The organism is Kribbella sancticallisti (genome assembly GCF_039530625.1).
In the GTDB taxonomy this organism is placed as follows: Bacteria; Actinomycetota; Actinomycetes; order Propionibacteriales; family Kribbellaceae; genus Kribbella; species Kribbella sancticallisti.
The window spans coordinates 65,675-82,328 of the sequence record NZ_BAAAOS010000022.1 but is presented as its reverse complement, the minus strand read 5'-3'; the positions used below and the strand labels follow the sequence as shown (position 1 = coordinate 82,328).

The 16,654-nt window shown below is 67.6% G+C and carries 10 protein-coding genes and 1 pseudogene; 10 read left to right on the top strand and 1 reads right to left on the bottom strand.

Going from position 1 to position 16,654, the window contains the following annotated elements:
- The first annotated feature begins 776 nt into the window (after positions 1-776).
- Both ABD255_RS19825 and ABD255_RS19820 read left to right on the top strand, forming a co-directional pair.
- Positions 777-1,154 (top strand): VOC family protein, encoded by a 378-nt coding sequence (locus ABD255_RS19825; RefSeq protein ID WP_344216011.1) that lies wholly within the window; start codon positions 777-779, stop codon positions 1,152-1,154.
- Between the two features lie 143 nt (positions 1,155-1,297).
- The gene (locus tag ABD255_RS19820; RefSeq protein ID WP_344216009.1) at positions 1,298-1,981 is read left to right on the top strand and encodes a class I SAM-dependent methyltransferase; all 684 of its coding nucleotides are present in this window, start codon (positions 1,298-1,300) and stop codon (positions 1,979-1,981) included.
- A gap of 137 nt (positions 1,982-2,118) precedes the next feature.
- Here ABD255_RS19820 and ABD255_RS43760 read toward each other — a convergent pair.
- Positions 2,119-2,487 (bottom strand): annotated as a pseudogene (locus ABD255_RS43760) (hypothetical protein); the annotation flags it as partial.
- A 1,613-nt stretch (positions 2,488-4,100) separates the two neighbouring features.
- Here ABD255_RS43760 and ABD255_RS19815 point away from each other — a divergent pair.
- The 8 genes from ABD255_RS19815 to ABD255_RS19780 all read left to right on the top strand — a co-directional run bounded on the left by ABD255_RS19815 (position 4,101) and on the right by ABD255_RS19780 (position 16,599).
- Positions 4,101-4,250, top strand: a complete 150-nt coding sequence (locus ABD255_RS19815; protein ID WP_344216007.1) for a hypothetical protein — start codon at positions 4,101-4,103, stop codon at positions 4,248-4,250.
- Positions 4,251-4,600: 350 nt separating this feature from the next.
- Positions 4,601-4,951, top strand: a complete 351-nt coding sequence (locus ABD255_RS19810; RefSeq protein WP_344216005.1) for an effector-associated constant component EACC1 — start codon at positions 4,601-4,603, stop codon at positions 4,949-4,951.
- Positions 4,951-7,170, top strand: a complete 2,220-nt coding sequence (locus ABD255_RS19805; protein WP_344216003.1) for a caspase, EACC1-associated type — start codon at positions 4,951-4,953, stop codon at positions 7,168-7,170. The genes ABD255_RS19810 and ABD255_RS19805 overlap by 1 nt, the downstream gene beginning before the upstream one ends.
- A gap of 812 nt (positions 7,171-7,982) precedes the next feature.
- Complete coding sequence (locus ABD255_RS19800) at positions 7,983-8,312, top strand: hypothetical protein (protein ID WP_344216001.1); 330 nt, start codon at positions 7,983-7,985, stop codon at positions 8,310-8,312.
- A gap of 268 nt (positions 8,313-8,580) precedes the next feature.
- Positions 8,581-9,702, top strand: a complete 1,122-nt coding sequence (locus ABD255_RS19795) for a TIGR02679 family protein (protein ID WP_344215999.1) — start codon at positions 8,581-8,583, stop codon at positions 9,700-9,702.
- Positions 9,703-9,743: 41 nt separating this feature from the next.
- A complete protein-coding gene (locus ABD255_RS19790) occupies positions 9,744-11,279 on the top strand; it encodes a TIGR02677 family protein (RefSeq protein ID WP_344215997.1) in 1,536 nt (511 codons plus the stop codon).
- Positions 11,276-12,517, top strand: a complete 1,242-nt coding sequence (locus ABD255_RS19785) for a TIGR02678 family protein (RefSeq protein WP_344215995.1) — start codon at positions 11,276-11,278, stop codon at positions 12,515-12,517. The genes ABD255_RS19790 and ABD255_RS19785 overlap by 4 nt, the downstream gene beginning before the upstream one ends.
- Positions 12,514-16,599 carry a TIGR02680 family protein gene (locus tag ABD255_RS19780; RefSeq protein ID WP_344215993.1) on the top strand — a complete coding sequence of 1,362 codons (4,086 nt, stop codon included), beginning with the start codon at positions 12,514-12,516 and terminating at the stop codon, positions 16,597-16,599. The genes ABD255_RS19785 and ABD255_RS19780 overlap by 4 nt, the downstream gene beginning before the upstream one ends.
- Positions 16,600-16,654 lie beyond the last annotated feature (55 nt).

The following is a 16,654-nucleotide window of genomic DNA, read 5'->3' as shown; positions in this document are numbered from 1 at the left end:
GAGGTGGTGCACACGTCAGCAGACGACTCACCCACGACACCGCGCCGGTGGACTGGAGCCGAGCATGCCGGGTGCTGGCTCAATCCGCATGGTCGAGGCGGACGAAGATCCCAGAAATCTTTTGCCGCGGAGCACGTGACATGTATCCCCGAGGTGAGCTGGGCCTCGGGCTCTGGAACCCGAAGGAAACGATCGCGGGAGCACTGCCTGTCGTCGCACCCGCCGCAGGCCCGGCCATCGCGATTTCTTGGCCGGGCTGGACGTTGACGACACCGTCATCGATATCTGCCGCTTCGCACCGGGCGCGTATGCGGCCCTGACCGGTTCGCCGAGTTCGGCGAGACCACGCACGCCATCGAGAGCATCGACGCCCACCCCGAGGCGCGGTGAATCCCGCGTCCACTTCCCGAACGAGCAGGCCGCACTGAATGCCTATGTCTGGCGATCGTGCGCCCGGACCCGACCTGCAAGCGCCGGCGAACGTCTTCGGGGCCAGTGGACGAGGGGCAAGCTGCCGCGAGACCTTCAACCTGCTCGGCCGGCGTTAAGCGGTCGCGGGTCTAATCCGGACCTGTCGCAGTGGCTGACCCTGGATCCCGACGACGGGCGTCAACACCGGCAAGCCGCAGGGCGTCGCATCGTCCGGGCGGTTCCCATCCCTCTCGCAGGGCGGCATCGTCGAATGCGAGAGCCAGCACGTCGGCCCGGCAGAAGCAAACCCTCGGCAGGGCCTAAACCGGTTAGCGGATTGCGGGGCGATGCGGCATACTCCGGGAATGGCATCTTCTGTGCGGACGGTGACGTTCGATACCCGCGATCCCTACCATCTGGCCGGTTTTTGGTTGCAGGTGTTCGAGGTCGAACGGCCCGACGACGACGAGCCCGGTGACCCATACGCGGCCGTGGTGACCGACACAGTGAAACTGCTGTTCGCGCAAAACAGTGATCACAAGGTGACCAAGAATCGGGTTCACCTCGATCTGGAGCCCACTCAGCCGCGCGACGCCGAGGTCGACCGGATCGTTGCCCTCGGCGCCACTATCGCCTACGACCACCGCAAACCGGACGGTGCCGGCTTCGTCGTGCTGCAGGACCCGGAGGGCAACGAGTTCTGTGTACTCCGCAGCGCCGCGGAACGCGCCGCCACGAGTTGACGGTCCGCTGCTGAGCGCCTCCCGGGCTTTCTGTCGGCGCTGGGATCCAGGGTCGCCGGGATGACAGATCACCTGGACGACATACGGGCCTCCTACGACGTGGTCGCCGCGTCGTACGCCGAGCTCGTGCAGTGCGGCGACGCGTGGAGGAGGTCACGAACCTCGACCTGTTCGCGAAGCTGCTGTCCGAGCCAGGCTTAAGCGGCCGCGGGGTTCTCGACGTGGGCTGCGAGGCGGTCGGTCGGGTGTTGCACGGTCGCGGTTTGCCGGCCTTCGGGATCGACCGCTCACCCGGCATGATCGAGATCGCCCGGCGCGATCGTCCCGGCCTCGCCTTCCGGGTCGGCTCGATGACCGCGCCGGAACTACCGGACGTGAGCTTGGCGGCATCGTCTCCTAGTGGTCGATCATCCACCTGCCGCACGACGTCGTACCGCAGGCCCTCGCGGAACTCCATCGCGTGCTCGCGCCCGGCGGGATCCTGCTCCTCCGGGAAGACCTCAGGCTACAGCGACCACCCGATGTACGTGCACGTCCATCGCTGGCTGGCCGCCGTCCTGACCGCAGTCGCCCGGATCATCCGCTTCATCGAGATCACCATCGACGGCGCCTGTCCTGCTGTCCGAGCAGAACCGACAAGTTCAGTTGCACCAGCGAGTTGTCAGACCTGGGTATCGCTGGCGGGATGTCAGGCGGTTCGGGCGGCATTGACCGCCTCTTCGGCGAACAGCACCCCGGCCCGAGCAGCGCCGGGGCTCCCCATGACGGGCGTGCTGGCGTCGTCCCGCGAGGCCAGAGGAGCACCGCGGTCCGGTATCAGCGCATGAGACAGCCGCCCAACACAGTGGTACCGCCTGCTCATCGACGAGTCCGGGGATCGCCCGCGGACCGACGGGCGGCGCAATCTCGAGCGCCTGGTGGAGGCGGCCATAATCAGCGTCGCCGAACTCGACATCGGAATCCTTCACCGACCCGAGGCTATGCGTCGCGATCGTCGACAGGCTGACCTTGGCTGCAACATCATCGAAACCGGCACCGAACCCTGCCGGCTCACCCACAGCCAATCACGCTGAACAACGTCTTGGACCTGCTCTGCACCAACTGGAAGAGAAGGCCGGGACGCTATAGCGGTCGAGGCGACAGCCCGCCACCGCCGGCGCGACGGTGCCGTCAACGAGCTCCCTCGTGACCGTCGGCCCACGCCTGGGGCGAGCGTGACTGCCGCGTGCATCACTGCCAGGTACAGGCCGGGAGACCCCGCGACCGGGCCGATGATGGGCTCGCCATCGGCCGGCATGGGGCGTGCGCCGACCCGGGCGCTCGAAGCTCGCCGGCGCCGCGGAAGGTGGACCGGAAGGTGGCAGCCAGAGTCTGTTCCCGCGAATCTGCAGCGGCGATGATCCCGTCCGTGGCGACCTGCCGAAGATCAAAATCCTGAGTGTTGACTACCGTACGGGCCAGACCGGCCGGGGCGCGGAACCGGAAAACCGTCGCCGGCGATGGCTCGACCGGGACACGTATGCCCAGCGGCGCCGCCAGCGCGGCCGTCGCCACTCCGGCCGCGAGCACCACAGTCGTGCCAGACAGGCGCCCTTCGGCCGTCTCGACCCCGACGACCTGCCCCTCGGCGTCTCGGCAGAGTGCTCAGCCGATTAGAGCTGCCGGTCGTTACGTTGTCGTGTGCCACCGCGAGCAATTTACCACCCGCCAAACCAGCACCGTGTCGCCACTAATGCCGGTGTCCGTTCGGATGCCACCTTCCCGACGAAGGAGGTGTGCATCAAACCCGGGACGGTTCACCTAGCGGGTTGACCCGGATGCCGAGCTAATAAGGGGTCGATGGTGGTCAACCCCCAGGCCATTTGGATTGGAGTTGGCCCTGGCCGCTGAGCAGCTGCCCGGCCAGTCGGCATGCCGGGCGGGTCACGGTTCGAGTTGAATAGGACGGCTTCGGGGCCGGCGACGTGTGCGGGTGTAGCGAGGTGCGGTGGTGGTCCCCTGATGGCGAGGACCCCACCACCGTGTTCCCCGACGTCCAGGCTGTCGTGGTCTGCGTGCTGGACAGTGAACTGGGACGTGCGATCCGGGGACCGACTCGACTTCGACGCGCTGCACCAGTGGGTAATCAGGTCCCGGCCGGCGTGCGGCGGCGCCCCGCGCTGGCCAAACCTGCATCGTTCGTCGCGTCGACCTTCTTTACCGTGGGGAGCGTCGACTTGCGCCTGATGCGCTGGATGGCCCGCCGCCTGGGCCTCGAATGTATGACGAATCAGTACTCCGCTGGGCACTGAACTGATCGCGCATAGAGGGGTGGCCGGCCGGTGACCGCCCACCCCGATGCGCTCAGTCGGGGAGGTTGATCCACACGTTGGTGGCGCCCGCGTTGTACGGACACCAGGCCGTCGAGTCTCCGCCACCCGGGTTCCTCCACGGACCGGCGTGGTACGTGGCGTAACCGGAGTGGTAGTCCTGGCACCGGATCAGTACTTGGTACGCGGTTCCACTCGATGAATTGCATCGTGCGTATCCGCCGCCGAGGGTGCCGTTGCTCCGCCAGAGGAAGCCCGACGTGCAGCCCGCCGGGTTAGCTTGCGCCTGGGTGGCTGTGACAAATGCCGTTGCTCCTGTCAGCGCGGTCGCGGCGAGCGCGATTCCGACGGCCCGTCGTGCTCTCGTTCTTGCGCGCCTCAAAACGCCACTTGCTGTAGTCATGGACGACACTCTGTCAGGACTGGAGGGCGCGGCTGCTCACATCGAAGGTACTCGAAGCGTTCACTACAGGACTAGAGCATGTGGTACGAGCTGTGGAAGTCTTCCTCGGCCATGCCGCCTGGCTCAAGTCATTCGTCGGCGACGTCACCCCCTCAGCGCTCGGGATGTGGTCGCAGTAGTGGACCAGTGGTCGTCGGCGGAGGTGTGGTCGACGCAGTCGTCGTAGGAGGTGCCATGGTCACCGGCGGAGTGGTTGCGGGCGGTGCCGGCGTGGGGACAACAGTGGTCGCCGACGCCGGCACCACCGTCGGAGCGGTCGTCGTACCGAGCGGCATCGACCCAACGATCACCGGGACCACGCCCGAGGTCGTGGGCCGGCGATAGGAGATTCCTCGCCCGGTGTCGGCGAAGTACCATCATCCCCCCGAGCCGCTCGTCGGCTCGGGGCACCCGCCGACGGTGAGGCTGACTCCACAGCCCTGGGCTCATCGCTGGCACTGTCGTGGGCGACCTGTTGAGGGGCTGCACGGGAGCGGATTGCGGTTGCATTTCCGGAAACACTCACGAACTCGCCGCATCTCACCTGAAGTCGAGCAGTGCACGCCTGCATACATCCTCCTCACCTTATCGGCAGAAACTTCCTTCACGACGCTCCGCTACAGCTTCGGTGGCTCCGGTCACCGGTAGGCCCTACGATTGGTCGGCGCTGAGATCAGAACTGGGGAGGTTCCGCGATGGACGTGACGGTTCGGGTGTCCGGACAGGCCGCCGAGGACGAGTTGCGTTCGCTCCGGGACTGGCTGTCCGCGGACGACACATTCCGCGGACGCGTCACCCTGGAGACGTCGCACCGAGGCACAGAGGACATGGGAGCGGTGATCGACCTCCTCGTCGTCGCCGTAGGCAGCGGTGGCGCCGCAACGGTCCTGGCCGGCGCGATCGCCACCTGGTTGCGGACACGCCGATCGGACGTGACGGTAGAGATCGTCGAATCCGCTCACCACCGCACGGTCAAGGTGACCGCCCTCCGGGTCAAGGACGCCGAGGCGATGATCCGTGGGGTCCTGGGTGCAAGTGAGAGCTGATGCGACTTCCTGACCCGGCGGCCTCGCGCGCCGTGCTGATCGGAACCGGGCAGTACGAGGACTCCGGACTGGACGACCTACCCGGCGTTCATGCGAACATCACCGACCTCGAACTGCGATTGGGCGACGAGCACAACGGGTCGTTCCAGCAACTCCAGACCGTCTACAACCCGGACCGCTCCAGCGCCGTCGGCGTACTCCTGGACGACGAGGCGCGTGTTGCCACGGACACATTCCTCGTGTACTACGCCGGACACGGGCTGGTCGACCGGCATGGCGCACTGCACCTCGGCCTCTCCACGACCAAGCCAGGGCACGTCAACTACACGGCGATGCCCTTCGAGTTCGTTCGTCACGCGTTCCTCGACAGCCCCGCGACCAACCGAGTCCTGATTCTCGACTGCTGCTTCTCCGGCCGCGCCATCGAAGCCATGAGCGACCCGCACTCACTGGTGTCCGGGCAGGTCGACATCGAGGGCACCTACACGCTGACGTCGTCGGCGGCGACCCAGACGTCGCACGCTCCCAATGACGCCCGCCACACCGCCTTCACCGGTGAACTACTGAACCTGCTCGGGAGCGGTCTCCCGAACGACACTGCCTTCATCACGCTCGACGAGATCTACACCCACCTCGCCCGCAGGTTGACCGCACGCGGCCTCCCCCGCCCGCAACGTCGCGGTACGGGCACTGCGGGCCAGTTGGCGCTTTCACGCAACCAGCACCGCGCCGTAGCGACCCACACGCGCGGCCTCCCACGCGCCGGCACGGATTTCGTCCCCTTCGCCGCGGAGTTCGTCGTCGTCACCGCACAGTTGCCGTTCGATCTCGACAAGCCCACTGACGTGCCTCCGCAGTGGATCCCACGGCCGAGCGGTCTCCGTACCGCGCTCCGCTTGCAACCCCCGGGATCCCTGCGAGCCGAAAAGCATGCCTGGGTCGGCTGGCCTGGTCTGGCGGACGAGAGGCCGGAGGCGTTCGACGACGCCGGACTGACCGTCGTGTCTGTGCCGCTCGCGAAGGACGAGATCCGTGACAGCCTTGCGGGGTTCGCGAACGCCGTCGTTTGGCCGCTCTACCACGATGCGACGCAGCGTCCTGCGGAAGACCGCGCAGGGTGGGAGGCGTACGTCGTGGTCAACCGCCGTTTCGCCGAGGCAACGGCGGAGGTGACAGCCGAGAACGCGTCGGTCTGGGTACACGATTACCAGCTGCAACTGGTGCCGGCCATGCTCCGGAGGCTGAGGCCCGATCTCCGGATCGGGTTCTTCCTGGACATCCCGTTTCCACCGCTCGAGCCGTTCATGCAGTTACCGTCCAGGACGGAGATCGTGCGGGGACTGCTCGGCGCGGACGCCATCGGGTTCCACAACGCGAGAAGCGCGACGAATTTCCTGTCGGCGGCAACGAGTCTGGTCGGCCTCCGGCCGGAGGCGAGAGCACTCCAGGTCGAGGATCGGCAGGTCACGGTGGGCGCGTTCCCCGGGGCCGTCGACGCGGTCGGCATCGAGGCGCTCGCCAGAACACCGGAAGCGATCCAACGGGCCCGTCAGATCCGTGCGGATCTCGGAAACCCGCGTACGGTTCTGCTCAGCGTGCAACGCCTCGGCCACGTCGACGGAATGCGTGACCTCGACTCGACCTTGGGTGTCAACCGACAATTGCAAGCGCTGTACGAGCTGCTCGCCGACGGACAGGTGAACGCCGCGAATCTCGTCGCCGTCTCGCTCGTCGACTTCGTCGCCAAGGACGGCGCGCCGACTTACCTGAATCTGGGCGGAGGCATCGAGGACTCGATCGCTCAGATCAACTCGCTGTTCGCGCCGCTGGGCCGCCCGGTCGCGCACTACCTGCAACGCTCGATGAGTCCGGAGGAACTGACAGCGATCTACCTCGCCGCCGACGTCCTCATCGCCACGCCCACCCGCGACGGAATGAATTCGGTGGCCAAGGAGTACATCGCGAGCCGCCGCGACCTGGACGGCGCCGTCGTACTGTCCGAATTCTCCGGCGCCGCACCGGAACTGACCTCGGCATTCCTCGCGAATCCCTACAGCATCGAGAATGTGAAGACCGCCATCCTCGACGCGATCACCGTGGATCCGGCAGAAAAGCGCCACCGAATGCGAGCACTGCGCCGCCAGGTCCTGACCCACGACAGCATTCAATGGGCAGACTCGTTCCGCGCCGCGATCACCCCCGAGGCCTCTCCTCGGTAGCGATGACGACGGCGTTGCTGAGGTATGCCGTGCCTTCCGAACCATAGGCGCGAGATACGCGGCGCGGCCGAGGACCAATGGCAGCCGATGACAGCCGCCCGAGCCGGTGTCCCGACCACCCTGGTGATCGCCACCAAGAACACTGGCGGCTGCATCCGCTCGTTCGTGATCCCCTCCTCGACAAGGAATTCGTCGTCGAAGCCACGGGGCGAAGCCACATTCGACCTCGGGACTCCAACTCCGGGCACCCTCGACTACACGTGCGGCGTGGGCATGACCCGGAGGTCGGGCTGGGGCTTCGTACGTCGACCGGCCTACCGTCACCCGCCCGCACGCGGTCGGCGTGCACCTGGCCTGGTTGATGCGCACCCCCTCCATCGACACCACTGCGGCGAGGACGAGCACGCCCGGCCGGCGATCCGGCGCCGAGCCCCTTCGACCCCGCGCTCCTCGATCAGAGGGTTGCGGATCACCGCCGCATCGCCGGCCCGGTGGAGGACATCGTGGAGGTCGCGCGGCCATTCGGCGAAGGAGCCTTACCGGCACCGGAAATGCTGGACACGGCGAGTGGCATGAACTGGGGCCGCGCGTGCGTTCGTGAAGAGCAAACCTCTGGTGCGCTTGCCGATGGAGGTCCATTGGGTTCTCGACAACGCGTCAGCCTCTGACCGGCCGCGGATGCCGACGGTGCTGCCCGCCGTACCGCGGGTTCGCCTGGTTGCGCATTCTGGGCGGCGGGTACGCGCGGCGCTTCGATACCCTCTCGGCCATCACACCGGCGGCCGCTCCCCCCGCTCGCTCGAGGACGCCCGATGCAGCGGATCCGCAGCGATCCGGACCGCTGCGACCGAGGAACCTGCGCACTGGTGCTGGCCTCGCCGTTGGCGTGGTCGTGGACATGGACCGTCACGGGCTACACAAGCGACGCACTGGCACTGCTCGATGTCGTGGTCGACACTGCGCGAGCAGCAGGTGACGAGATGGTTGCCATTGGCAAGGACTTCGGTGTGGCGAATGTCGCCGGCTTCGCGCCGTTCATCACGGGTCTCGTCCAGTCGCGCGGCGGCGACCCGACCAGCGCGATCGAGCACCTGTCACAGGCCCGAGACACACACGACCAGCCGACGACACGACCGGCCTGACCCTGACGCTGCTCTATCTCGGAAACGGCGCGTTAGGGCAAAGGGATTTGCGCGATTCCCTCCAGGCGTACGAGCAGATGGTCGAGCTCCCCAGGGAGAGGCGACCGTCGCTGACCTGGTCGCTGAGGACACGACGCATGGAGGCGAGAGGAGGTGGGGGCGGCGGTATGTTGGGCGTGTGAGTACTCGTGGCTCGTACTCGTCGAGGCTGTTGCCGGTGTGGCAGGAGGTGCATAGGCGGCTGTCGAGCGGGTTGAGGGTGAGCCGTGTGCGGGTCGGGCCGCTCAGTGATGCGGAGCGGGAGGCGCTCGCTGATCTGCTGGGACTCGACCGTCTCCCGGACTCGTATGCGACCATCTCGCTGGCCGCACTGGAGAAAGCGGTTGGCGGGAGCGTCCGGAGCGTTGTCACGGATCTGCTCGGACCGCTGGGAAATCGAGCCGAGGAGAGACGTCATGACAAGGCCGTGAAGGCCCAACTCTGGAGCTGGCTTCGCGCCCATCCCGTGGTCCAGGCACAGCCGGCGCTGCAGCCCTGGGTCACCGCGGTGGAAAATGCCGGCGTCTTCTTCAGTTCGGTCGACAAGACGCGCGCTGAACTGCAGAAGGTGCTCAAGGTCATTCGCGAACTCCCCGCGACCGGCGCTCCACTGCCCGTCTTCGCCGACGCGGTGCTGGGCGATCCGCATGCCTTGGACGAAGGCACGCGACGCGCCACTCTGGTCCTCAAGGCCCTGGCTTCGATCTTCGACGTACCATTGCCGACCGACGCGATCGCGCGTAGAACGCTGTGGACACGAGCCGGCGTGTCTGACGACGAGCTGTCGTCCACTGTGCTGGTCGCCGGCTTCCGGCCACCAGGCGCCAGCCTGGTGGCGACAGTACTGCGGACGTGCGCGGACGCCGGCGACGCGGCCTCACTGACGCTGCGACAACTGCGGCGCAGCCCGCTGCGCACCGGAGTACCGCCGGCGGTCTGGGTCTTCGAGAACCCGAGCATCCTGGCCCTGGCGCTCGGGCGTTTCGGACGCACCTGCCCGCCACTGATCTGTACGTCCGGCTGGCCCAGCTCTGCCGGGATCCTGTTCCTGGAACAACTGCGCGACGCTGGAACGGTGGTCTACTACCACGGTGACTTCGACGGCGAGGGCCTGCGCATCGCGGCTTCCGTGGTGGCACGAATCGGCGCGATCCCCTGGCTCCTGACCACCCCCGACTACATCCGGGCAGCAGACGCCCACGGTCCTCCGGTCGGACGTGTGACACCGGTCCCGTGGGACGAGGACCTCGGTGCCGAACTGGCCCGGCGTGGGTGTTCTGTGCCGGAGGAACGAGTGGCCGAAGCGCTCCTCGACACGCTCGCAGTACAAACTGTCGGCGGTCTGCCCTAGCCTGATTCGCGCGTGTTCGGCAGGTCCAGAGGGGAGGCGGTGTGGACTCGATCCGGATACCGCCCGAGCTGTTCCGGTTCACCTGGGGAGATCGCGCGGAGCTGTACGTCGCCATCCTGCACGCCTTCACCGAGGCCAACGAACGGCTCGACACGACCCTCGGCATCGACGATCTGACCGCCTGGTTGCGAACGTTCGGCTGGGTTCCGGCCGCGTCTGACGACATGCTGCGCAGCGCTCTCGAGCAGCTGCGTGCCTGGCAGCTGGTCGACTTCATCCAGGACCACACGGAGAACTACCGGACCGCTCTCGAGTACGAGCGCAACAACGTCCGCTACTCGCTCAGCAGGCGTGGCGAGGCCGCGTTCGCCGGCGTCACACACGCGATGAGCGTGCTGGTTTCAACCGGCGCCTTGCAGACCGCGGTCCTCGACGCCATCGGCGACAGGCTGGCCGACCTCGTGGTGGAGCTCGACGGAGTCTCCGATCGGCGGGTCTTCACCGCCTTGATGGAGCTCGAATCGCATCTGGAGGCTCTGCGCGCGAACACCAAGCAGTTCAACGGCGAGCTGCAGCGGTTGCTGCGGGTGGAGGGCGTGGACATCGCGACGTTCCACGACGTCAAGGTCTCGACGGTTGCCTACCTGGAGGAGTTCCTGACCAACCTCGATCACCGCGCTCACGTCATCCGGACCCGGATCGATGCGGTGCTCGACCGAGGGGTCGCGTGGATGCAGCGGCGGGCACTGAACGGCGCTGAGCTGCCGCGGTTCACCGGTGTCGATCCCGGTCCGGCCTGGCTGGAGCGCCGACAGGCCCGATGGGAGGGCCTACTGGCCTGGTTCGTGGGGTCGGAGACGGCGCCGCCACGAGTCGAGCAACTGCACGCAGTCGGACGCAAGGCGATCGTCACGCTGCTGCAGGTGCTGGACCGGATCACCGAGACGAGACGCCGGGCCAGCAGCGCCGTGGCCGACTTCCGCGAGCTTGCGCGCTGGTTCACCGTTGTCCCGGCGCAAGAGGATCTGCACCGGCTCTGGGCGACGGCGTTCGGCCTCGCCCCGGCGCGACATGCACATCTGGCCGTCGACGATCCGGAGCTCATCGCGTCGTCGGTGTCCTGGTGGGACGCGCCGCCGGTGCCGGTCTCACCGCTGTTGCGGTCGTCCGGCCAGGTCCAGAAGTTCAGCCGGACCGGGCGCGTCCGCGACGTCGCGGCGTTGAAGGCCGCCCGCGCCGAGCGGGCCGCGGCGGAGCGGGCGGAACTGGAGGCGGCCTGGGAGTTCCTCGACACCGGCGGCCCGATTCGGTTGTCGGGGATGGCCAAGCTCGACGACCGGCTCTTCGAGCGACTCCGCGAGCTGCTCGGGCAGGCATTGGACAGCGTTCCAGGACCCTCTGGGCATCGACGGGCGACGACCTCGGACGGTCGGGCCGAGATCCTGCTGTGGCTTCCGTCGGACGACGCCATCGCCACCATCCGTACCCCCCGGGGCGACTTCAGCGGCCCCGACTACGTCATCGAGATCCGGGCCGTTCGGAGTCGGGCGGTCCGGGAGTCGGGAGACTCCGGATGAGCCAACTCGCCAATCAGCTCGCACTGGCCGAACGCGACGAGATCTCCCGCGGCATCCGCGGCGTACTCGGCGTCCCGCTGGTCACCCAGCAGGCCGCACCCGAGCTCTTCGACCTCATCCGCCATCGGCAGGAGCCGATCCGCCAGTGGTTCGACTACTACTGCGGATGGGTCCTCAGACTCGAGCCCCGCCTGGGTTACGCCCGTCTGGTCAAAGTTCAGCCGTCGACGGACCCCAGTCGGCCGGTGCGCCGCCGCCGATCCGGCCGGGCACCGTTCGACCGCCGCCGGTACGCCGTGCTGTGCGTCGTCATCGCCGAGCTGCTGACCGTCCCGGTGACGACCATCGGTCAGCTCGCCGAACACGTCCGCCAGGCAACCGCCGTCGACGAGGTCATCCCGACCCTGGACACCGCCAGCAAGACCGAACGGCGAGCCTTCGTCGACGTACTGCGGCTGCTCGAGAGCTACAGCGCCATCGCCGTCGTCGACGGCAGCACCGACGCCTACATCGAAAGCGAGGACGCGAAGGTCCTCTACCAGGTCAACACCACGCTGCTGATCCGCCTGCTCGCCACACCAGTCGGGCCGTCCACCCTCGCCGTACCGATCGAGGAAGTGCCGCATCGCTTCGAGGAGCTCCTCGTGACCATCACGCGTGAGCGCCGCTACGGGCTCGCTGCCGATCCCCCGGCCGGCGAGTCGGAGGTCTCGCCCACTCAGCAGAACCTCTGGCTACGCCACTCGATCTTCCGGCGGCTGGTGGACGATCCCGTGGTGTACTTCGCGGACCTGTCCCCCGGCGAACACGCCTACGTGACCTCACCTACCGGGCGGCAGCTGCTCCGGCGCGCCGCCGAGCAGGGCGGCTTTGTCTTGGAGGAACGGGCCGAAGGCGTGCTGTTCGTCGATCCCGACGGCCTCGCGACGGACATCCGCTTTCCTGATGACGTCAATACAGCGAAGATCACCGCGCTCCTGCTACTCGACACACTTACCGAGCCGACCACCATCGAGCAGCTTCAGCTGACCACGAGCCGCTTGCTGAGCGATCACCCGTCCTGGGCGAAGGCTTACCGCGACGCGGACGGACCGGCAAGGTTGGTCGACGACGCGCTCGCGGAGCTGACCATGTTCGGCCTCGCGCGGGTCTTCGGGGGTGTCGTCAGGCCGCTGCCTGCCGCCGGGCGGTACGCCGTACAAGCACTACGCACGTCCGGGCAGGAGACGAAACCATGACAGTTACACGACTCGAACACCCACCGCACGCGCCGGCAGCTCCGGAGGACCGGTGGATGCCCAGCCGGGCGGGCATCCTCAACGTGTGGCGGTACTACGACGAGGTCTTCACCTTCCACGACGGACGGCTGCTGCTCCGCGGACCGAACGGGAGCGGCAAGTCCAAGGCGCTCGAACTGCTACTGCCGTTCCTCTTCGACGCCAACCTCCGGGCCAGTCGGCTGTCGACCTTCGGCACCGGCGAGCGCACCATGCACTGGAACCTCATGGGCGAAGGCGCCTCGGGCACGACGCGGGTCGGCTATGTGTGGCTCGAGTTCGCCCGTCCGTCCGGCTGGTTCACCTGTGGCGCGCGGCTGCAGGCCGGGTCGCACACGACGACTGTCAATCCCGACTACTTCACCACGGATCTGCGGATCGAGCCCGGCGGTCTCTCCCTGGTCAACGATCTCGGGATGCCGCTGACGAGCAAAGCCTTGGCCGAACGGCTCGGCGAGCGCGGCACTGTGCATGACAGCGCCACCGCGTACCGTTCGACGATCCGTACGACCTTGTTCCCCGGCCTGAGCGAGCAGCGGTACGACGCCCTCATCATGGCGCTGCTCCAGCTCCGCACGCCGAAACTCTCGCAGCGACTCGACCCGGCGCTGCTGTCAACTCTGCTGTCCCGGGCGCTGCCGCCGCTCGACCAGCAGGAGATCGCCGACCTCGCCGAAGGGTTCGAGCGGCTCGACGCACAGCGAGAACGGCTGCGCTCCCTCGACGCCGAGGTTGACGCGGCCGGCGAGCTCGCCCGTCGACAAGGTACCTATGCCCAGCGCGTCCTTCGAGCGAGCGCCGGGAAGCTGATCAGCGCGACCACCGAGTTGGACAGACTGAGCGAACAGGCCAAGGCGACCGCGGACGAGTACGAGAAGGCGATCGCCCGGGATGCCGAGCTCGAGAGGCGACAGGAGGAGCTGCAGGGCGAAATTCGTCGTACGACGGCTCGCCGGGACGGGTTGACCGATTCTGACACGTACCGGGCCGGTCGGCAGCTGGACGACCTGCGGCAACAGACCGAGCGCGCCCGCAACGACGCTCAACGGACAGCGGGTCTGGCAGCCCGTGCCGTAGAGCAGGCAGCGGCCGACGAACAAACTCTTGAAACCGCGATGCAGAGCGTGCAGCGCGCGGAGTCCGTCGTACGGCGGCAGGGAGACGAAGTCCGGCAAGCCGCCACGAGAGTCGACCTGCTCGTGCTGACCGACGAGCTCCTGCGGGAGCCGATCGCGGATATCCCACAGGCCAAAAGTCTGTTGCGGGCCAGTGTCCGCAGTCGAGAGAGCCAGATCCAGCAGCTCGGCGCCGCTGTCGACGCGCACGAGAGTGCGGTCGTACGGCGCCGGGAGGCGGAAGAGGAACTCGACCACGCGCGCGGCGAACTGGACCAGGCTCAGCAGGACTTGGCCGCAGCAGACAACGAACGCGACCTGGCACTTGCCGACCTGATGTCCAGGCTGGCCACCTGGGCACAGGACTGCCGGGAACTGGTCTTCACGAGTCCGGAGATGCTCGAGGAACAGGCCGAGTCGGAGTCGGAGCTACACAACGTGATCGCGGCTGCGGCGACCGTCGTCACCTCGGACGTCGCAGCGAAGCGGACCACAGCCCAGGCCGCGCTCGATGCACTCGTCAGCTCTCGAACCGTGCTGCAGGAAGAGCTGGTGGAACTCGACGTCGGCGAGCTCCCGCCATCGGCCCCGCCGTACCGAACGGTGGATCGCACGACGGCGCAAGGCGCTCCGCTGTGGCAGCTCGTCGACTTCGCCCCATCCGTTCCTGCAGACACGCGTCCCCGTCTAGAGGCCGCGCTGCAGGCTTCGGGTCTCCTCGACGCCTGGATCACTCCGACCGGCGACGCTTGGATTCACCACGCGGCTGACGGTCACGGGTCCTGGCTTCGGCCCGCCGGCGATCACGACACGTACGCCGATCCGACCGGGCTGGCGCCGGTGGCCGGTCCGTCGCTGGCCGACGTACTCACGCCGGAGCACGACGGCATTGTGGACGAGGACGCCGTACGACGCCTGCTCGCTGTCGTTGCCATTGCCGACGAACTGCCCGCCGACGCGCTCGTGGCGATCGGCCTCGACGGCACCTGGCGGATGGGAGCTCTCACCGGAAGCTGGGAGAAGGAGGCGGCGGCGCACATCGGCGGAGCGGCGCGGCAACAGGCACGTGAGCGGCGCGCGACCGAGATCCGTGCGGAACTGGCAGACATCGCAGCGGACAGCGAGGCCCGCACAGCCGAGCTGCACGCTCTGCAGCGTCGTCTGGACCTGCTTGGCGCCGAGCTCGCGTCCGTCCCGTCCCGTGACGCGCTCGACGAAACGACCCGGCTGTTGGCCCAGCGGCAGGCCGAGGTGAATGCCGCCGACGGCGTCGTTCACAGCCGGATGAAGACCGTCGAGCAGCGCGAGTCCCAGGTGGCTGCCGCTCTACGTTCACTGACCCAGCTGGCCGCAGAGGCCCGGTTGCCGACGCAGCGATCGGCGTTGGACGAGGTCAGGATTGCGTTGCGATCCTTCTCCGATCTGGCCGAGAGCTGGCTGGACGGACAGGCCGAGCTGAACTCGACGTGCCGACAAGCCGACGAACTGCGCACGCGGGCTGAACGGTCGGCTGTCGAGGCCGGCGAACGCGCCGGTGAGGCCGCCGAGGACGCGGCAGCTCACGAGGCGCTCGCCGTACGGCTGGAAACCATCGAATCGAGCGTCGGGCAGGACTACCGAGAGCTCCTCGACGAGATCGGCCGGTTGCGCACGACGCTCGAAGAGCTCGGCCAGGCGCAGGACGAGACGCGCGATCTCCGGACCCAGCTCGCGCGGACGATCGGCGAACTGGGCACCCGTGTCGAGACGGCGACGGCCGCCCACGAACAGGCCGCGGCCGCCAGAGACGCGGCCGCCGCCGACTTCCGAAAGCTCGCCACCGGCACGTTCCCGGCAGACAGCAAGCTCCCGAACCTCGCCGCCTTCGTCGAAGGTCTCGCAGCGTCGGACGGCGTCCGCGCGAGCCTGGACGCAGCCCGCCTGGTGGCTGCCGCCTGGCAGAACATCCCGCACGCACCGAGCCATCTGGCCGACGCGGTCCGACGGCTCTCGGAGAGCGTGCACGAGTGCCGCGAATCGTTGCGATCCCGAGCAGACCTCGATCTCGAGACGGACGATGACGTCCAGGTCTTCACCGCGATCGTCGATGGGCTGCGGGTCGGCGCGGCCGAACTCCTCCAGATTCTGCGCCGCGATGCCGACCAGAGCCGCCAGGAGATCACCGACCAGGAACGAGAACTATTCGACCGGACCCTCACCGGCGACACCCGTCGCCACCTCGCGAACCGGATCCGGCAAGCCAACGACCTGGTGGACCAGATGAACACCCGGCTCCAGCAGGTCCGGACCGCGTCGAAGGTCGCCGTACAACTGGTCTGGCAGATCGCGCCCGAGCTGTCCGCCGGCACGAAGGCGGCGCGCGACCTGCTGCTGAAAGACCCAGCAAGCCTGTCAGACAACGACCGCGAGTCCCTGCACCGATTCCTCCGCGACCGCGTCGAGCAAGCCAGAGCCGACGACACGGCGACCACGTGGGCCGAGCAGTTGGCTCAGGTCTTCGACTACACCGCGTGGCACCACTTCGTCGTCAAGGTCGACCGCGGATCGGGCGACGGCTGGCAGCCCCTGACGAGGAAGCTGCACGGTGCTCTGTCAGGCGGCGAGAAGGCGATCGCCTTGCACCTTCCGCTGTTCGCCGTGGTCGCGGCGCACTACCAGACCGTTCCCACCGCGCCACGGGTCATCCTCCTCGACGAGGTCTTCGTCGGTGTCGACACTGCCAACCGCGGCCAGGTCTTCGCGCTCCTTGCAGCCCTCGACCTGGACCTCATGCTGACCTCCGACCACGAATGGTGCACGTACGCCGAACTGCCCGGCATCGGAATCCACCAACTCGTCACCGCCGCCGACGGCGACGACGCAGTCACCACCGCCAGATTCACCTGGGACGGTCACCGGCTACTGACCGACACTGCCGATCTGCCATAGGTGCCTGGCCTCGATCGAACGGCTCTTCCCGTCCGTCATCCCAGATGAACTGCAA